The following is an 18,295-nucleotide window of genomic DNA, read 5'->3' on the forward strand; positions in this document are numbered from 1 at the left end:
GACCATGAGCCAGCTCACGCCCCTGACCCAACAACTGACCCGCCGCCCGCAGCGCATGGCCCTGCTGGAGCAGATCGCCGTCCAGGGCTCGATCACGCGTGCGGCGAAGGCGGCCGGCCTCAGCTACAAGGCCGCATGGGACGCCATCGACGAGCTCAACAACCTCTCGGAGAAACCCCTGGTCGAACGCAGCGTCGGTGGCAAGGGCGGTGGCGGCGCGCGCCTGTCCGCCGAAGGCGAACGCCTGCTGGCCCTGTTCAAGCGCATGGAGAGCCTGCAGGCACACCTGCTGGAAAGCGCCGAGAGCGAGCAGGACCTGGAACGCCTGGGCCGCCTGATGCTGCGTACCAGCGCCCGCAACCAGCTCAGCGGCAAGGTCGTCGCCGTGCAGGCCCAGGGTCGTAACGACCTGGTGGACGTCGAGCTGCCTGGCGGCGCCCGCATGCGCGCGCAGATCACCCACGACAGCAGCGAGAAGCTGGAGCTCACCCCTGGCCGCGGCGTGATCGCCCTGATGAAGGCCGGCTGGCTCAGCGTGCAGCCCCTCGGCGTGCAGCCCGATCCACAGCTCAACGCCCTGGAAGGGCGCATCGAAGCGATCCTGCCCGACGATGAAGGCCCCAGCGAAGTCCGCATCGCCCTGGCCAACGGCCAGACCCTCTGCGCCCTGGCCGAACCCGCGCAGCTCGAAGCCGACGGACTGCGAGCGGGCAGCATGGCCCGCGCCCTGTTCGCCCCCAGCCTGGTGCTGCTCGGCACCCCGCTCTGACACGCGACGAACGATAGACCGCCCCGCCGGTGCCATAGGCGCTAGACTTGCCGCCCAATCACCGGAGTCGCCCATGTCCCATCCCTTCGCCGAACTGACGCCCGACCTCGTGCTCGACGCCGTGGAGGGCCTGGGCTACCTCAGCGATGCCCGCGTACTGGCCCTCAACAGCTACGAGAACCGCGTCTACCAGGTCGGCATCGAAGACGAACAGCCGCTTATCGCCAAGTTCTATCGGCCGCAGCGCTGGACCGACGCCGCGATCCGCGAGGAGCACGCCTTCAGCGCCGAACTCGCCGAGCACGAAGTGCCGGTGGTCGCGCCCCTGTCGCGCGACGGCGAAACCCTGTTCGAGCACGCCGGCTTCCGCTTCGCCCTGTTCCCCCGCCGTGGCGGCCGCGCGCCCGAGCCCGGCAACATGGACCAGCTCTACCGCCTCGGCCAGTTGCTCGGCCGCCTGCATGCGGTGGGCGCCGTGCGCCCCTTCGAGCACCGCGAAACCCAGACCGTCCAGGCGTTCGGCCATGACTCGCTGACTACCCTGCTGGAGGGCGGCTTCGTCCCCAGGAGCCTGCTCCCGGCCTACGAGTCGGTGGCCCGCGACCTGCTCAAGCGCCTCGACCAGCGCTTCGGCGAAGTGCGCTACACCGCCATCCGCCTGCACGGCGACTGCCACCCCGGCAACATCCTGTGCCGCGACGAGACCTTCCACTTGGTCGACCTCGACGACTGCCGCATGGGCCCGGCGGTGCAGGACCTGTGGATGATGCTCGCCGGCGAGCGCCACGAGCGCCTGACGCAACTCTCCGAGCTGGTGGACGGCTACCAGGAGTTCCACGACTTCGACCCGCGCGAGCTGCCGCTGATCGAAGCCCTGCGCGCCCTGCGCCTGATGCACTACAGCGCCTGGCTCGCGCGGCGCTGGGACGACCCTGCCTTCCCCATGAGCTTCCCCTGGTTCGGCAGCGAGCGTTACTGGGGCGACCAGGTGCTGATCCTGCGCGAGCAACTGGCGGCGATGGACGAGGAACCGCTGCGGCTGTTCTGACGCGCGGACGATGCGGCAGGTGCCCAGGACGTCCGGCGTAACGTAATCCTTACGCGGGGATGGCCCCGGGGCCTCCGACACGATCCTGAGCAGACAGACAAGTCGGGCGAGTGGCCTCTAGAATGTCGGACCTTTCGTTAGTGACCTAAGCAAGGACCCTACATGGCCACCGCCAACCCGCGTCGCGGGTACATCCTCGGCCTGACCGCCTACATCATCTGGGGCCTCTTCCCCATTTACTTCAAGGCCATCCAGGCCGTGCCGGCGCTGGAGATCATCGTCCACCGCGCCATCTGGTCCGCCCTGTTCGGCGCCCTCCTGCTGCTGGTCTGGAAGCACCCCGGCTGGCTGCGCGAACTGCGCGAGAACCCCAGGCGCTTCGGCATCCTCGCCGCCAGCGGCGTACTGATCGCCTCCAACTGGCTGGTCTATGTCTGGGCGGTGAACAACGGGCGCATGCTCGAAGCCAGCCTCGGCTACTACATCAATCCCCTGGTGAACGTGTTGCTGGGCATGCTCCTGCTCGGCGAACGCCTGCGCCGCCTGCAATGGATCGCGGTGGCCCTGGCGGCAGTCGGCGTGGCACAACAGATCTGGCAGGTGGGCAGCCTGCCCTGGGTCTCCCTGACCCTGGCGCTGACCTTCGGCTTCTATGGGCTGATCCGCAAGCAGGCACCGGTCGCCGCCCTGCCCGGCCTGGTGGTGGAAACCTGGCTGCTGCTGCCCCTGGCGCTGGGCTGGCTCATCCTGCACCCGGCGGCCCAGACCAGCCAGGTGGCCTTCTGGGGCACCTCCGAGGCCTTCTGGCTGATCGCCGCCGGCCCCATCACCCTGGTGCCGCTGGTGTGCTTCAACGCCGCTGCTCGCCACTTGCCCTACACCACGCTGGGCTTCCTCCAGTACCTGGCGCCGACCCTGGTGATGCTGCAGGCGATCTTCCTCTTCGACGAGCACTTCGATCCGAGCAAGCTCCTGGCGTTCTGCTTCATCTGGGCCGGCCTCGCGGTCTACAGCGTCGACGCCTGGTTCACCCTGCGCCGCAACGTCGGCTGAGCAGAAAACGTACGATCGGCTGCAGGCAGCGCCCCGCCTGGCCTGCAGCCGTCGCTCCAGAGCTTATCCACAGCTCCGTCCCCGTGCTTTGTGCACAAGCCCCTGATTCCGCTCGTTTTTCAGCCAGAATGCCCCAGCCCGCGCAGGGCCTGATCCAGCACCGGCGCTCCCCAGGTTATCCACAGGCTTGCCCAGGGTTTCCGGGGATAGCCGTCACGACGCCGGCGATTGCAGGTCCAGCTCCACCATCAGGTCGTCGGCCAGGGCCTCCAGCCGCTTCTGCAGCACATCGAGGGACAGGGTCAGCGGCACCGCCAGCACCGCCTCGGCATGGAACAGCGGCTCGCTGCTCATGGGCGCCGGCTTCACCTCGGTGACCAGGCTCTCCACGTTCACTCCCTGCTCGGACAGCAGGCGGGTGATGTCGCGGACGATGCCGGGGCGGTCGTTGCCCACCAGGTCCAGGAGGATCGGCTTCCAGGTGCAGGAGGGCTCGATGCCGCTCTCCGCCAGCATCACGCGGATGCCATGGGCCGCCAGGCCTTGCAGCCCTTCCACCAGCTCGTCATACCCCTCCGCCGGCACCGCCACCCGCAGGATGCCGGCGAACTGCCCGGCCATGCGCGACATGCGGCTCTCCAGCCAGTTGCCGCCATGGGCGGCGATGCACTGGGCGACTCGCTCCACCAGCCCGGGCTGGTCGGGGGCGATCACCGTCAATACCAGATGGTCCACGCTCGACTCCTTATCTGTAGTGGGCCGCCTCAGGCGAGGCTCAGCCAGTAGGTCAGGTACACCTGGTCGCGCACATAGCCCAGGCGCTCGTAGAGCGCCTGGCCGGCCAGGTTGGTCTTCGCCGTCTCCAGCTGCAGACCGCAGGCACCGGTGGCCTCGCCGTGGGCGCGAGCGGCGTTCATCAGGTCTTCGCCCACGCCCTGGCGGCGGGCATGCGGGGCGACGTAGAGGTCGCTGAGCAGCCAGGCGGGCGCCATGGCCAGGGACGAAATGAAGGGATAGAGCTGCACGAAGCCCTGCGCCCTGCCTTCCAGGCTACGCGCGATGAACAGCACCGAGTCGCCACGCGCCAGGCGGTCGCCGAGGAAGTCACGCACCTCGCCCAGCGGCCGCGGTACTTCATAGAAATCCAGGTAGCCGGAGAAGAGCTCGGCGAGTTCATCGATATCCGCGGCGGTTACGGCGTGCACGGCCATGGGAAAACTCCATTTTTGTAGTGTGGGCAGTATAGAAAAGAGCTGAAGGTAGTCCCGGAATATGCGTTTCCAGGCTGCGGCACTGGGTCGCAGACACGATTTCTCATTAATCGTGTACGTTTTTAAGATTTTTCTGGAACAATCCACCTGTTTCTTGAGAACATTCTGCTCCCGCCGTGACTGCAAGGCGTTTTCTGGTCGCATAGCGACGCACGCCCATGATTTTTACGACGGCTTCATGTAGTATGCCGCGGCTCGGACTACAAGCACTGGAGCACGGTCCGCAGCGGATATTGAGCAGAGTGAGGCAAGCAATGACTGAGCGCGTTCAAGTCGGTGGCCTGCAGGTCGCCAGAGTCCTGTTCGACTTCGTGAACAACGAAGCCATCCCCGGAACCGGCATCAGCGCCGAGAAGTTCTGGGCCGGCGCCGAAGCGGTCATCAATGACCTGGCGCCCAAGAACAAAGCCCTGCTCGCCAAGCGCGACGAACTCCAGGCGCAGATCGACGCCTGGCACCAGGCCCGCGCCGGCCAGGCCCACGATGCCGTGGCCTACAAGGCCTTCCTGCAGGAAATCGGCTACCTGCTCCCCGAGCCGGCCGATTTCCAGGCCACCACCGCCAACGTCGACGAAGAGATCGCCCGCATGGCCGGCCCGCAGCTGGTGGTGCCGGTGATGAACGCCCGCTTCGCCCTGAACGCCGCCAACGCCCGCTGGGGCTCGCTGTACGACGCGCTCTACGGCACCGACGTGATCAGCGAAGAGAATGGCGCCGAAAAGGGCAAGGGCTACAACAAGGTCCGGGGTGACAAGGTCATCGCCTTCGCCCGCGCCTTCCTCGACGAAGCCGCCCCGCTGCACGACGGCTCCCATGTCGACGCCACCGCCTACGCCATCAAGGACGGCGCCTTCGCCGTGACCCTGAAGGACGGCACCGAGACCGGCCTCAAGGACGCAGCCCAGTTCATCGCCTTCCAGGGTGATGCCGCGGCCCCGCAAGCCCTGCTGCTCAAGCACAACGGCCTGCACTTCGAGATCCAGATCGACCCCAGCAGCCCCATCGGCAAGACCGATGCCGCTGGCGTCAAGGACGTGCTGATGGAAGCCGCCCTGACCACCATCATGGACTGCGAGGACTCCGTCGCCGCCGTCGATGCCGACGACAAGACCGTGGTCTACCGCAACTGGCTGGGCCTGATGAAAGGCGACCTGGCCGAGAGCGTGTCCAAGGGCGGCGAGACCTTCACCCGCACCATGAACCCGGACCGCGTCTACACCAAGGCCGACGGTTCCGAGCTGACCCTGCACGGGCGCAGCCTGCTGTTCGTGCGCAACGTCGGTCACCTGATGACCAACCCGGCCATCCTCGACGCCGCCGGCAACGAGATCCCGGAAGGCATCCAGGACGCGCTGTTCACCAGCCTGATCGCCCTGCACAACCTCAACGGCAACACCACCCGCAAGAACACCCGCACCGGCTCGGTCTACATCGTCAAGCCGAAGATGCATGGCCCGGAAGAAGTCGCCTTCACCACCGAGATCTTCGGTCGCGTAGAGGATGTGCTCGGCATGCCGCGCAACACCCTCAAGGTCGGCATCATGGACGAGGAGCGCCGCACCACCATCAACCTCAAGGCGTGCATCAAGGCCGCCAGCGAGCGCGTGGTGTTCATCAACACCGGCTTCCTCGATCGCACCGGTGACGAAATCCACACCTCCATGGAAGCCGGCGCCGTCGTGCGCAAGGCCGCGATGAAGAGCGAGAAGTGGATCGGTGCCTACGAGAACAACAACGTCGACATCGGCCTGGCCACCGGCCTGCAAGGCCGCGCCCAGATCGGCAAGGGCATGTGGGCCATGCCCGACCTGATGGCCGGCATGCTCGAGCAGAAGATCGGCCACCCGCTGGCCGGCGCCAACACCGCCTGGGTCCCGTCGCCGACCGCCGCCACCCTGCACGCGCTGCACTACCACAAGGTCGACGTGTTCGCCCGCCAGGCCGAACTGGCCAAGCGCGCGCCGGCTTCGGTGGACGACATCCTGACTATCCCGCTGGCGCCGAACACCAACTGGAGCGCCGAGGAGATCCAGAACGAACTGGACAACAACGCCCAGGGCATCCTCGGCTACGTGGTGCGCTGGATCGACCAGGGCGTCGGCTGCTCCAAGGTGCCGGACATCAACGATGTCGGCCTGATGGAAGACCGCGCCACCCTGCGCATCTCCAGCCAGCTGCTGGCCAACTGGCTGCGCCACAAGGTGGTGACCGAGGAGCAGATCCTCGCCAGCCTCAAGCGCATGGCCCCGGTGGTCGACCGCCAGAACGCCAATGACCCGCTGTACCGCCCGCTGGCCCCCAACTTCGACGACAACGTGGCCTTCCAGGCCGCCGTCGAACTGGTGGTCGAAGGCACCAAGCAGCCCAACGGCTACACCGAGCCGGTCCTGCACCGTCGTCGCCGCGAGTTCAAGGCGAAGAACGGCCTGTAAGCCGAGCTCCACAAAAAACCGCCCTTCGGGGCGGTTTTTTCATGCCAATAGAAAACCGGTCGATCAGGGCAGCAGCGGCAGCAGCTCCGCCTCGATCAGCTCCAGCGGCCGCAGCGAGCGCTGCACCCGGGCCACGCCGAGCGCCCCCTCCAGCGCCGCGATCAGCAGCCAGGCACGGCTCTCGGCGGCTGCCGCCGGCACACCGTCCGCACTCAGCGCCTGCTCGAACACGCCATGCCAGCCATCCAGTGCAACGCCGCAACGCCGGTGAACACCGTTCAACTCATCGTCGATGCTCAAGGTGGTGGCGAAGATCGGGCAGGATTCGGCGTAGTCCGAGGCCTGCAGCCAACCGCGCAGCGTCGCGGTGAAGCCCAGCAGCGCGTTGCGGGCATGGGGCGCCCGGCTCGCGGCCTGCTGGAGATGCGCACGCACCTCGCTGGCGACGAAGTCGATGGCCGCGCCGACGATCTCCGGCTTGCCATCGGGGAAGTAGTGGTAGAGCGAGCCCTTGGGCGTTTCCGAGCGCGCGATGATGTCGCCCAGGGCGGTGCCGAAATAGCCCTTGCTCGCCAGCAGTGAAGCGGTGGCACGCACGACGCGATCGGCAGCGTTGGATTTCTTCGGCACAGGGACGTCTCCAGGAGCAATGGCGCGCCGGCCGCCCGGCGCGCGCAAAGCATGCCCGAGCCTCAGGGAATATGAAACACGGCGCTGCCGCGGGCCACGGGGTGTTCCCCGCAGCGCAGGTCCGCACTGGCGAAGGCCAGGCGCTGGCCCACCTTGTGGATCGCCGTGCGCACCTCCACCAGGTCCCCGAGCCGCGCCGCCCCGCAGAAATCCAGGCTCAGGTTCACCGTCGCCATCGCCAGCGGCGGGTCCTGGGAGAATGCCGTGGAATAGCCCAGCGCCACATCCGCCAGGGTGCAGAGCAGCCCGCCATGGGCCGTGCCCCGCAGGTTGCAGTGCTTCTCCCCGATACGCACTGCGATCACCAGGCCGCCGCTCTCGTCGCGGCGGCAATACAGGGGCCCCAGGAGATCGAGGAATGGGCTGCTGCGAAACAGCGGCTCGAAGCCGGGAAGCACTTCGCTCTCCATCAGCGCGCGCCCTCGCCGCCGACTCTGGCCACGCTGGCCAGGGCCACCGCCACCAGCTTCTCCTCGCCGCCCTTGATCGCGAAGACCTCGGCGAAGGTCGCCAGTGTCCGGCTGGATGCCTTCAACACCCGCCCTCGGGCCACCAGGCGCTCGCCCACTGCCGGCGCCAGCAGGTTGAGTTTGTACTCCGAGGTCACCACATCCCCCGCCACCGAGGCCGCCGCCCAGGCACAGGCGCTGTCGGCCATGAAGCCGACCACCGCCCCATGTACGAAGCCATGATGCTGGTGCATCACCTCGGGCTTCACCTCGACCTCCAGCTCGACGGCACCCGCGCCGATGGCATTGACGCGTGCCCCCATCAGCGCGGCGAACGGGGTGGCGCTGATCACCGCTTCGAGTCGTTCCTGCAAACGCGGATCATGGTTCATGACGCTTCCTCCTGAAAAATGGCCGGCTTTCTATATAGACCGGTCTAACTATTCTGATCACAAATCGATCGACCACAAGCAGCGGGCGGCCCGTATCAGGCCGGCGAATGCCGGGCCAACCAGCGGATCGATGGGAAATGGAGAAAAGAAAAAACCGCCTTGCGGCGGCTTCAGGCGCTTTTCAGCGCGAGGACTTCGGCCTTCGCTTGCCTCGCCCTCACCGGAGGCTTGCTCGGCGGCGTGCCCAGCTCGTTGCGCACCAGCGTGACCAGGCGGGTGATGTCCACGGGCTTGAGAAGGAAATCCACCACCTTCATGTGCATGGCCTCGATGGCGTCCTGCACGTCGGCATCGCCCGAGGACGAGGTGATGATCACCGGCAGGCTCGCCCGCGCCGACTGGCGCACCTGGCGGACCAGTTCCAGGCCGCTGCCGCACTGCATGTGCAGCTCGGTCACCAGCAGGTCGATGGAGGGCCGCGCCAGCAGCAGGGCCAGGGCCTGCTCGCCGCTGTCGGCGGTGATGCAACTGATGCCGTGGGCGGTCAGGCGATCGGCCAGGGAGTCGCGGGCGGCTTCGTCATCGTCCACCAGCAGCACGCTGGGCTGGGCGTTCGGCACGCGCACCAGCTCATCCAGGGCTTTCATCTCCTCTTGGCTCAGCAGGTCACCGTAATTCATGGGTTTCACCTCGTAGCGGCCATCGCAGGCACGCTGCTCCGCACAAAGTCAGAGTGCGCGGGATTACGCGTGTGTGATAGCGGAACATCATAAGAGTTCCCGTTTCGCCGCCGAACGGTGCAAAAATTGACCAGCGCAGCGGTGGCGCTCGCAAACCCTCGCCCCAGACGGCTGCTGCCGCACCGGGAAGCGGTCGGGGCCGGCTCTATACTTACGTCCAATGTGCAGCGCCGCCCCGGCCACCGACCATGCACCCACAACAAGAGCGCCGTGGAAAACACAGCATGAGCACGACGGACGCCTTCGGCCAGGCGGGCAAGCAGGCGGTGATGCAGAACGTCCATGGCACCATGGAATTCCTGCAGAAGTTCCCCCCCTTCAACCAGATGGAAAGCGCCCACCTGGCCTACCTGGTGGAAAACTGCCTGCTGCGCTTCTATGGGCGCGGGGAATCCATCATCAAGCCCAGCGACGGGCCGGTCGAACACTTCTACATCGTCAAGCAGGGCCGCGTGGTCGGCGAACGCCCGCATTCGGCCAAGCGCGGCACCGAGACCACCTTCGAGATCGCCGGCGGCGAATGCTTCCCCCTCGCCGCCCTGCTCGGCGAGCGCGCCACCCGCACCGAGCACCTGGCCGGCGAAGACACCTTCTGCCTGCTCCTGGCCAAGCCCGCCTTCGTGCGCCTGTTCGCCCTCTCCGGCCCGTTCCGCGACTTCGCCCTGCGCGGCGTCAGCAGCCTGCTCGACCAGGTCAACCAGCAGGTGCAACTGCGCGCGGTGGAAACCCTCGGCGCCCAGTATTCGCTGGACACCCGCCTCATCGACCTGGCCGTGCGCCAGCCCATCGCCTGCCCGCCGCACATGCCCCTGCGCGATGCCGTGCGGCTGATGCACGAGAACCAGGTGGGCAGCATCGTCATCGTCGACGAGCAGCAGCGGCCCCAGGGCATCTTCACCCTGCGCGATTTGCGCCGGGTGATCGCCGACGCCTGCGCCGACCTCGGCCAGAGCATCGCCGAGCTGATGACCCAGCAGCCCTTCCACCTGCCGCCGGATGCCAGCGCGTTCGATGCCGCCATCGCCATGACCGAGCGCCACATCGCCCACGTCTGCGTGGTGGACGACGGCCGCCTGCGCGGCGTGGTCTCCGAGCGCGACCTGTTCTCCCTGCAGCGCGTCGACCTGGTGCACCTGGCCCGCACCATCCGCCACGCCGGCCGCGTCGAGGCCCTCGCCGCCCTGCGCAGCGACATCCAGCGCCTGGTGGACAGCATGCTCGCCCACGGCGCCAGCTCCACCCAGATCACCCACATCATCACCCTGCTCAACGACCACACCGTGTGCCGGGTGATCGAGCTCGCCATCGAAGAGCAGGGCGACCCGGGCGTGCCCTTCACCTGGCTGTGCTTCGGCAGCGAAGGGCGCCGCGAGCAGACGCTGCACACCGACCAGGACAACGGCATCCTCTTCGAGGCCCGCGACGCCGCCGAGGCCGCCGCCATCCGCGGGCGCCTGCTGCCCCTGGCCGAACGCATCAACCAGGACCTGGCCACCTGCGGCTTCGAGCTGTGCCGCGGGCGCATCATGGCCGGCAACCCCGAGCTGTGCCTGTCGCGCCAGGAATGGAGCCGCCGCTTCGCCGGCTTCATCCGCGAGGCCACCCCGGAAAGCCTGCTGGGCTCGAGCATCTACTTCGACCTGCGGGCCGTCTGGGGCGAACGCGAGGGCTGCGAGCAACTGCGCCGCGAGGTGCTCACGCAGGTCGCCGACAACCGCCTGTTCCAGCGCCTGATGGCCGAGAACGCCCTGCGCCAGCGCCCGCCCGTGGGCCGCTTCCGCGATTTCGTGGTGGCCCGCAAAGGCGCCGAGAAGGACACCCTCGACCTCAAGGTCCAGGGCCTCACCCCCTTCGTCGACGGTGCACGCCTGCTGGCCCTCGCCCATGGCATCGACAGCTGCAACACCCTCGAACGCCTGCGCCAGCTGGTCGCCCACGAAGTGATAGACGCCCAGGACGGCGCCGCCTTCGAGGAGGCCTACCACTTCATCCAGCAGACCCGCATGCAGCAGCACCAGCAACAGGCCCGGCAGGGGCTGCCCTTCACCAACCGCCTCGACCCGGACAGCCTCAACCACCTGGACCGACGCATCCTCCGCGAATCCTTCCGCCAGGCCCAACGCCTGCAAGGCAGCCTCGCGCTGCGCTACCAGCTATGAATGCCTTCTCCTGGTTCACCCGGCGCCAGCGCCCGGTCCTGACAGACGACCAGCAGCAGCGCCGCGACGCCCTGCCCGCGCCCCAGGCGCTGGATGACCGGCCTCTGGCCGAGCAGCGCTTCGTGGTGCTCGACCTGGAGACCAGCGGCCTGGACATGAGCCGCGACCTGGTGCTGTCCATTGGCGCGGTGAGCATCGAGGCCGGCGCCATCCCCCTCGGGCGCGGCTTCGAAGCGACCCTGTACCGGAACGCCGCCACCTCCCCCGCCGTGCTCATCCACGGCATCGCCCCCAGCGTCTCCGCCGCCGGCCTGGCGCCGGCCGAAGCCTTGCTGGACTTCATGGACTACCTGGACGACAGCCCGCTGCTGGCCTTCCACGCCCCCTTCGACCAGCGCATGCTCGCCCGCGCCCTGCGCCAGGACCTGGGCCTGCGCCTGCGCCACCCGTTCCTCGACATCGCCGAACTGGCCCCCCTGCTCTGCCCCGACGCCGGCATCCGCAACGGCGGGCTGGACCAGTGGGCCGAGTACTTCGGCCTGCAGGTGCAGCAACGCCACCACGCCAGCGCCGATGCCCTGGCCACCGCCGAGATGGCCCTGATCCTCTTCAGCCGCGCGCGCCAGCAAGGCCTTGGCAGCCCCGCCGCACTGGCCGCCGCCCTGGCCCGCTGGCAGCGTCGCCAGCAACAACCCGGCCTCTGAGCCGGCGCCATGCGAACGGTCGTCGCCAGCCGACGGCCTGCGATTGCGGCCGGGTGCCAGCATCGGCATAATTGCGAATCATTCTCGCTCCATTTCCTACCAGCCTGCTTCGCGCGGCGGAGGTTGCAGTGTCGCTTGGGGAAACCACGAACCATGCTCTGGCGGGCGCGCTCTATCGCGACCATCGCGACTGGCTGCTCGGCTGGCTGCGGCGCAGCCTGAACTGCCCCCATCGGGCGGAAGACCTCAGCCAGGACACCTTCGTACGCATCCTCGGCAAGGCCGACCTGCACCAGGTGCGCGAGCCCCGCGCCCTGCTCACCACCATCGCCCGTGGCCTGCTGGTGGACCATTTCCGTCGCAGCGCCCTGGAACGCGCCTACCTCGAGGAACTGGCCCTGGTCCCCGAAGCGGTGCAGCCAGGCCTGGAGGAACAGGCGCTGATCCTCGAATCCCTGCGCGAGATCGACCGCCTGCTGGGCACGCTCTCCAGCAAGGCCCGCGCCGCCTTCCTCTACAACCGCGTCGACGGCCTCGGCCACGCCGAGATCGCCGAGCGCCTGGGCGTTTCCGTGCCGCGCGTGCGCCAGTACCTCGCCCAGGGCCTGCGCCAGTGCTACATCGCCCTCTACGGTGAACCGACGTGAATCGCGCCCCGGTTTCCTCACGGGTTCTCGACGAAGCCATCCACTGGCAACTGTGCCTGGGCTCCGGTGACGCCAGCGCGGGCGAGCAGGCGGAATTCCTCCAGTGGCACGCCGCCAATGCCGAGCACGCCCGCGCCTGGGCGCAACTGGCCGGCCTCGACCAGCAGTTCGTCGCCGCCGGCAACGCCCCGGCCCGCCGCGCCCTGCTGCGCTCCCCGCGCCGCATGCGCCGCAGCGCCAGCCTGCTCGGCCTGGTCCTGGTCGGTGCCCTGGCCCTGGGCCTGGCCAACCAGCAACGCCCACTGAGCGACTGGCTGGCCGACGAGGTCACCGCCAGCGGCGAGCAGCGCGACCTGCTGCTGCCCGACAGCACCCACGTGCGCCTCAACAGCCGCAGCGCCCTGGACATCGAGTTCGACCCGGCCCAGCGCCGCATCCACCTGCGCCGCGGCGAGATCCTCGTCGAGACCGCCCACGGCGACCCGCGCCCCTTCGTGGTCGGCACCGAGAACGGCGACCTGCGCGCCCTCGGCACGCGCTTCCTGGTGCGCGCCGAGAAGAACGGCACGCGCCTGATCGTCCTGCAGTCGGCGGTCGCCGCCCACCCGGTCCAGGCCGACGACGAGCGCATCATCAAGGAAGGCCAGCAGGTGCTGATGCGCAGCACCCGCCTGGACACCAGCCAGAACGCGCCGGTCGGTGCCGACGCCTGGGTACGCGGCATGCTGGTGGTGGAGAACGCGCGCCTGGCCGACCTGCTGGAGCAGTTGGGCGAGTACCGCAGCGGCTACCTGGGCGTCGCCCCGGAAGTCGCCGACCTGCGCATCAGCGGCAGCTTCCCCCTGAATGACAGCGATCTCGCCCTCGACGCCCTGCCCCCCAGCCTGCCCGTGCGCATCGAACGCCATACCGGCTGGTGGACCCGCGTGGTGCCCGCCAACAATTAGCGCCTCATCCGGCGCTCCCTGGTAGCCCGGGCTTGAGCCCGGGAGAACCGGTATCCGGCAGACTTTCAAAAAAATTTCTCAGTGCCCCTATCACTTTTCCATCCTGATCCGGCAACAGGTCATTGAGACTTATTTCCTATCAGGAGTCGTTCGCAATGACGCTTGCCTTCCGCCCCAGCCTGCTTGCCGCCGCCATCGTTCTGGGCAGCCTGTCCGCCCATGCCGTCGCGCAAACCCAGCAGTACACCCTGCCCGCCGCGCCCCTGGCCAGCACCCTGAGCCGCATCGCCAGCGAAGCGGGCATCGTGCTGAGCATCGATCCGAGCCTGACCAGCGGCAAGACCGCCCAGCCGGTGCAGGGCGAGTATTCGCCGGTCGCCGCCTTGAACGCCGCGCTGAACGGCAGCGGCTTGCAACTGGTGCAGAACGGCAACAGCTACAGCCTGGCCGCGCTGCCGCAGGACGCCATGGTCCTGCCGAGCACCAACATCGACGGCGCCGCTGCCAGCGAAAGCGCCTGGGGCCCCACCACCGGCTACCTGGCCCAGCGCACCGCCGCCGGCACCAAGACCGACACCGCCCTGGCCGAAGCCCCGCGTTCGATCTCCGTCGCCACCCGCGAGCAGATGCAGGACCGCAGCGTGCACAGCCTCGACGACGCCGTGAAGTACATGCCCGGCATCGTCTCCGCCAGCTTCGGCAGCGACACCCGCTACGACTGGATGCGCGTGCGCGGCTTCGAGCCGACCCACTTCCTCGATGGCCTGCCGCTGCCGCGCGGCGTCTACGCCAACCCGAAGCCGGAAACCTGGAACCTGGACCGCCTGGCCCTGCTGCGCGGCCCGGCTTCCTCCGTATACGGCCAGACCCCGCCCGGAGGCCTGCTGGACATGGTCAGCCGTCGCCCGAGCGCCGAGACCCGCCACGAGATCGAGGTGCAGTACGGCAGCGACAACCATCGCCAGATCAACTTCGCCAGCACCGGCAAGATCGACGAGCAGGGCCAGTTCCTCTATGGCCTGAGCGGCGTGGTGCGCGACAGCGGTACGCAGATCGACCACGTCGACAACAAGCGCTACAACCTCGCCCCCAGCCTGACCTGGAACATCGACCCCGACACCACGCTGACCCTGCTGTCGCAGTTCACCCGCGACGATACCGGCACCACCAGCCAGTTCCGTCCGATCCAGGGCACCAAGATCGACATGCCGTTCGGCAAGATCTCCCACCACAAGAACCTGGGTGACCCGGACTACGACTTCTACGACCGCACCTACTATGCGCTGGGCTATGCCTTCGAACATCGCTTCAACGAGGTCTGGCAGTTCCGCCAGAACCTGCGCTACACCAAGTCCGAGCTGTCGTTCCAGACCGTCACCGTCAACAGCTACATCCCATCGCTCGCCGGTTCCGGCTATGTGGTCGACGCCAATGGCAATGTCGGTCGCAACAGCACCAACACCGATGAGGCGATCAGCCAGTTCGCGGTGGACAACAACTTCCAGGCGGACTTCACCACTGGCGAAATCGATCACACCCTGCTGCTCGGCCTCGACCACCAGCGCATCGAGACCGACTACATGTCGGTCTTCGGTACCGCCTTCAACGGCTACGCACCGCCGGACATCAACGTCAACAACCCCGTATACGGCCAGCCGATCGTGCGTCCGCCGCGCTCCCTGGCGTTCTACGACTACAACCAGAAGACCATCCAGACGGGCCTCTACGTCCAGGACCAGATGGCCCTCGACCAGTGGCGCCTGACCCTCGGCGGCCGCGAGGACTGGGTGCACACCGGCACCACCTTCCTCAACCAGGGCGATGCCACCAACACCGAGCGCGACAAGGCCTTCAGCGGCAACGCCGCCCTCAGCTATGTGTTCGACTCCGGCTTCACCCCCTACCTGTCGTACGCAGAATCCTTCCAGCCCACCAGCAACGCCACCGCCTCACCGACCGACTCGTTCAAGCCCACCGAAGGCAAGCAGTGGGAACTGGGCGTGAAGTACCAGCCGCCGGGCAGCGACATCCTGCTGAGCGCCGCCGTCTACGACCTGACGCAGCAGAACGTCTCGGTGACCAACCGCATCAACGGCACACCGGTCACCAGCCAGGACGGCGAAGTGAAGGTCAAGGGCCTGGAGCTGGAAGCCGTGGGCGACGTCACCGACAGCCTGAAGCTGATCGCCTCCTACACCCAGGCGAAATCCGAAGTGCAGGACGGCGAGTACAAGGGCAAGCGCCTGCAACTGATGCCCAACCGCCAGGCCTCGCTGTGGGCCGACTACACCTGGCACAACGGCATGCTCGACGGCTTCGGCATCGCCGCCGGCGCCCGCTACACCGGCAACACCTTCGGCGACCAGGCCAACAGCGAGCTCGGCTTCGCCAAGTCCTACACCGTGTTCGACGCCGCCGTGCACTACGACCTCGGGCGCCTGGACAGCAGCCTGAACGGCGCGTCGCTGGCGCTCAACGCCACCAACCTGCTGGACAAGGACTACCTCTCCACCTGCGACGGCTACTACTGCTACTACGGTGACGAGCGCAGCGTCGTCGCCAGCGCCACCTACGCGTGGTGACCCCCTCGCCGCCAACCACGTACCACCGAGGCCGCCCGCCGGGCGGCCTCGGGCTTCCGGACGGATCATGAAAACCACCACCCTCCGCCGCTGGTCCTTCGTCCACACCTGGACCAGCCTGATCTCGACGGCCTTCCTGCTGCTCCTGGCACTGACCGGCCTGCCGCTGATCTTCCACCACGAGATCGACCACCTGCTGGGCGACGCCCCGGTGCTGCGCGAGATGCCGGCGGACTCGCCGCGCCTCGACCTGCAGCAACTGGTGCAGGCCGCCGAGGCCCATCGCCAGGGCGAGGTGGTGCAGTACCTGGGCTGGGAAGACGACGAACCCAACGGCGTGGTGGCCATCACCGCCGCCACCGCCGGCACCGAACCCAACTCCTCGCACACCTTCATGCTCGACGCCCGCAGCGGCGAGCCGGTGGCCATGCCCTCGGCCAACGGCGGCTTCATGATGACCATGCTGCGCCTGCACGTGGACCTGTTCGCCGGGCTGCCGGGCAAGCTGCTGCTGGCCTTCATGGGCCTCTTGTTCGTGGTCGCGATCGTGTCCGGCGCGGTGCTCTACGCGCCCTTCATGCGCCGCCTGGAGTTCGGCACCGTGCGCCACGACCGCTCCCCCCGCACCCGCTGGCTGGACCTGCACAACCTGATCGGCATCGTCACCCTGACCTGGGCCCTGGTGGTCGGCGTCACCGGGGTGATCAGCGCCTGCGCCGACCTGGTGATCGCCGCCTGGCGCAACGAGAGCCTGGCCGCCATGGTCGAGCCCTACCGCGACGCCCCGCCGCTCACCGAGCGCGCCCCGGCCACACGCCTGCTGGAGATCGCCGGCCGGGCGACGCCAGGCATGGCGCCGGACTTCATCGCCTTCCCCGGCACGCGCTTCTCCAGCGAGCACCACTACGCGGTGTTCATGAAGGGCAGCAGCCACCTCACCTCGCACCTGTGGACGCCGGTGCTGATCGACGCGCGCACCCTGGAGGTCACCGCCGTCGGCGAGCGCCCCTGGTACATGGACGCCCTGGCCATGTCCCAGCCACTGCACTTCGGCGACTACGGCGGCCGGCCCATGCAACTGCTGTGGGCGACCCTGGACGTGCTGACCATCGTCGTCCTCGGCAGCGGGCTCTACCTCTGGTGGGTGCGCCGACGCGCGCCGGCGCGGCAGCGCGGGGAGGCGACGGCATGAACCTGAAGCGCATCTTCGCCATGCCCGCGCTGCTGGCCGCGCTCACCGCCATCGGCCTGGTGGGCGCGCTGCTCGGCGACGGCATCTGGGACGCCCTGGCCTGGGTCGGCCTGGGCATCCCCGCCTTTCTCGGCATCCGCCCCTTCCTGCAGCGGCGCTGATCGGGCCGCCGGCAAATTCCGGCGAACCCCTGGAGCGCGGCGGCGTCCATACGTCTGTGTCCCAGACCTGGAGGTCGCCATGCTCCGCATCGCCGTAGCGGCCCTGTTCGCCGCCCTGCTCAGCACGACAGCACTCGCCGCCGAGGTGAAGTACTTCCCCCTGCCACCGGGCAGCGGCCCGCGTGACGTGGCGCCGGCCACCGATGGCCGTGTCTGGTACACCGCGCAGAAGCTCGGCCTGCTCGGGCTGCTCGACCCCATGACCGGGCAGAGCCAGCAGGTCGCCCTCGGCGCCGGCTCCAGCCCGCGCGGCGTGGTGGTCGGCCAGGACGGCGCGGCCTGGGTCACCGACGCCGGCCTCAACGCCCTGGTGAAGGTCGACCCGGACCGTCTCGCCACCAAGCACTACCCGCTGCCGGGCAACGCCGCCGACGCCGGCCTCAACAGCGCCACCTTCGATCGGGCCGGGATGCTCTGGTTCACCGGGCAGCACGGTTTCTACGGTCGGCTCGACCCAAAGAGCGGCGACATCGAGGTCTGGCGCGCCCCGGGTGGCGCCGGGCCCTATGGCATCACCACCACGCCCGATGGCGAGATCTGGTACGCCAGCCTCGACGGCAAGCACATCGCCCGTATCGACACCGCCTCCGGCCAGGCCGAGGTGATCACCTCACCCGAGGCGCAGCATGGCCCGCAACGCATCTGGAGCGATTCGAAGGGCACCCTCTGGGTCAGCGAGAGCGGCAGCGGCACGCTCAGCCGCTACGACCCGCTGGCCAACGCCTGGAACAGCTGGGCCCTGCCCGGCGACAAGGCCGACGCCCACGCCATGTTCGTCGACGAGCAGGACCGCATCTGGATCAGCGACTTCGCCAGCAATTCCATCCTCCGCTTCAACCCCTTCAGCCAGCGCTTCACCGCCTTTCCCAGCGACCAGGCCAACGCCCGGGTGTTGCAGCTCTCCGGCCGCATCGGCGAAGTCTGGGGCGCGGAGTCCGGCCTCGACCGGCTGGTGATGATCAGGGATTGAGCGGGTACAAGGCTCAACCCAGGCACGGT

General features: G+C 68.1%; 18 protein-coding genes. 12 read left to right on the forward strand and 6 right to left on the reverse strand.

Features of this window, described 5'->3' with window-relative positions; all coding sequences use genetic code 11:
- Positions 1-4 precede the first annotated feature (4 nt).
- From ACYJSS_RS29200 to rarD, 3 genes are all read left to right on the forward strand, one after another.
- Positions 5-769 (forward strand): TOBE domain-containing protein, encoded by a 765-nt coding sequence (locus ACYJSS_RS29200; RefSeq protein ID WP_236206466.1) that lies wholly within the window; start codon positions 5-7, stop codon positions 767-769.
- A gap of 73 nt (positions 770-842) precedes the next feature.
- The gene (locus ACYJSS_RS29205; RefSeq protein ID WP_111259566.1) at positions 843-1,817 is read left to right on the forward strand and encodes a serine/threonine protein kinase; all 975 of its coding nucleotides are present in this window, start codon (positions 843-845) and stop codon (positions 1,815-1,817) included.
- A 162-nt stretch (positions 1,818-1,979) separates the two neighbouring features.
- A complete protein-coding gene (rarD, locus tag ACYJSS_RS29210; protein ID WP_111259567.1) occupies positions 1,980-2,870 on the forward strand; it encodes an EamA family transporter RarD in 891 nt (296 codons plus the stop codon).
- A 213-nt stretch (positions 2,871-3,083) separates the two neighbouring features.
- Here the strand turns inward: rarD and ACYJSS_RS29215 are convergent, their stop codons facing one another.
- Both ACYJSS_RS29215 and ACYJSS_RS29220 read right to left on the reverse strand, forming a co-directional pair.
- On the reverse strand, positions 3,084-3,605 hold the full coding sequence (locus ACYJSS_RS29215) for a glycine cleavage system transcriptional repressor (RefSeq protein ID WP_111259568.1): 522 nt from the start codon (positions 3,603-3,605) through the stop codon (positions 3,084-3,086).
- A 29-nt stretch (positions 3,606-3,634) separates the two neighbouring features.
- The gene (locus ACYJSS_RS29220) at positions 3,635-4,081 is read right to left on the reverse strand and encodes a GNAT family N-acetyltransferase (RefSeq protein ID WP_111259569.1); all 447 of its coding nucleotides are present in this window, start codon (positions 4,079-4,081) and stop codon (positions 3,635-3,637) included.
- 314 nt (positions 4,082-4,395) lie between these two features.
- Here ACYJSS_RS29220 and ACYJSS_RS29225 point away from each other — a divergent pair, with 314 nt between their 5' ends.
- Entirely contained in the window at positions 4,396-6,573 is a 2,178-nt protein-coding gene (locus tag ACYJSS_RS29225; protein ID WP_111259570.1) for a malate synthase G, read from the forward strand.
- A gap of 63 nt (positions 6,574-6,636) precedes the next feature.
- Here ACYJSS_RS29225 and ACYJSS_RS29230 read toward each other — a convergent pair whose 3' ends face one another.
- The 4 genes from ACYJSS_RS29230 to ACYJSS_RS29245 form a co-directional block, all read right to left on the reverse strand.
- The gene (locus ACYJSS_RS29230) at positions 6,637-7,203 is read right to left on the reverse strand and encodes a TetR/AcrR family transcriptional regulator (RefSeq protein ID WP_111259571.1); all 567 of its coding nucleotides are present in this window, start codon (positions 7,201-7,203) and stop codon (positions 6,637-6,639) included.
- Positions 7,204-7,265: 62 nt separating this feature from the next.
- Complete coding sequence (locus tag ACYJSS_RS29235; RefSeq protein WP_111259572.1) at positions 7,266-7,673, reverse strand: PaaI family thioesterase; 408 nt, start codon at positions 7,671-7,673, stop codon at positions 7,266-7,268.
- Positions 7,673-8,104 carry a PaaI family thioesterase gene (locus ACYJSS_RS29240; protein ID WP_236206459.1) on the reverse strand — a complete coding sequence of 144 codons (432 nt, stop codon included), beginning with the start codon at positions 8,102-8,104 and terminating at the stop codon, positions 7,673-7,675. Before ACYJSS_RS29240 ends, ACYJSS_RS29235 begins: the two co-directional genes overlap by 1 nt.
- Before the next feature lie 170 nt (positions 8,105-8,274).
- Positions 8,275-8,784, reverse strand: a complete 510-nt coding sequence (locus ACYJSS_RS29245; RefSeq protein ID WP_111259574.1) for a response regulator — start codon at positions 8,782-8,784, stop codon at positions 8,275-8,277.
- Positions 8,785-9,068: 284 nt separating this feature from the next.
- Here ACYJSS_RS29245 and ACYJSS_RS29250 point away from each other — a divergent pair, with 284 nt between their 5' ends.
- From ACYJSS_RS29250 to ACYJSS_RS29285, 8 genes are all read left to right on the forward strand, one after another.
- Complete coding sequence (locus tag ACYJSS_RS29250; RefSeq protein WP_236206460.1) at positions 9,069-11,003, forward strand: putative nucleotidyltransferase substrate binding domain-containing protein; 1,935 nt, start codon at positions 9,069-9,071, stop codon at positions 11,001-11,003.
- Positions 11,000-11,707, forward strand: coding sequence for a 3'-5' exonuclease (locus tag ACYJSS_RS29255; RefSeq protein WP_236206461.1), 708 nt, complete (start codon positions 11,000-11,002; stop codon positions 11,705-11,707). Before ACYJSS_RS29250 ends, ACYJSS_RS29255 begins: the two co-directional genes overlap by 4 nt.
- Before the next feature lie 128 nt (positions 11,708-11,835).
- Positions 11,836-12,354 carry an RNA polymerase sigma factor gene (locus ACYJSS_RS29260; protein WP_111259577.1) on the forward strand — a complete coding sequence of 173 codons (519 nt, stop codon included), beginning with the start codon at positions 11,836-11,838 and terminating at the stop codon, positions 12,352-12,354.
- A complete protein-coding gene (locus tag ACYJSS_RS29265; RefSeq protein ID WP_236206462.1) occupies positions 12,351-13,301 on the forward strand; it encodes a FecR family protein in 951 nt (316 codons plus the stop codon). The genes ACYJSS_RS29260 and ACYJSS_RS29265 overlap by 4 nt, the downstream gene beginning before the upstream one ends.
- A gap of 155 nt (positions 13,302-13,456) precedes the next feature.
- A complete protein-coding gene (locus ACYJSS_RS29270; protein WP_275672248.1) occupies positions 13,457-15,883 on the forward strand; it encodes a TonB-dependent siderophore receptor in 2,427 nt (808 codons plus the stop codon).
- A 67-nt stretch (positions 15,884-15,950) separates the two neighbouring features.
- On the forward strand, positions 15,951-17,075 hold the full coding sequence (locus ACYJSS_RS29275; RefSeq protein WP_236206463.1) for a PepSY-associated TM helix domain-containing protein: 1,125 nt from the start codon (positions 15,951-15,953) through the stop codon (positions 17,073-17,075).
- Positions 17,072-17,236: a hypothetical protein gene (locus ACYJSS_RS29280; protein WP_178082911.1), complete on the forward strand. Its 165-nt coding sequence runs from the start codon at positions 17,072-17,074 to the stop codon at positions 17,234-17,236. Before ACYJSS_RS29275 ends, ACYJSS_RS29280 begins: the two co-directional genes overlap by 4 nt.
- Before the next feature lie 79 nt (positions 17,237-17,315).
- On the forward strand, positions 17,316-18,266 hold the full coding sequence (locus ACYJSS_RS29285) for a Vgb family protein (RefSeq protein WP_236206464.1): 951 nt from the start codon (positions 17,316-17,318) through the stop codon (positions 18,264-18,266).
- Positions 18,267-18,295: the final 29 nt, after the last annotated feature.

Source organism: Pseudomonas sp. No.21 (assembly GCF_054558415.1).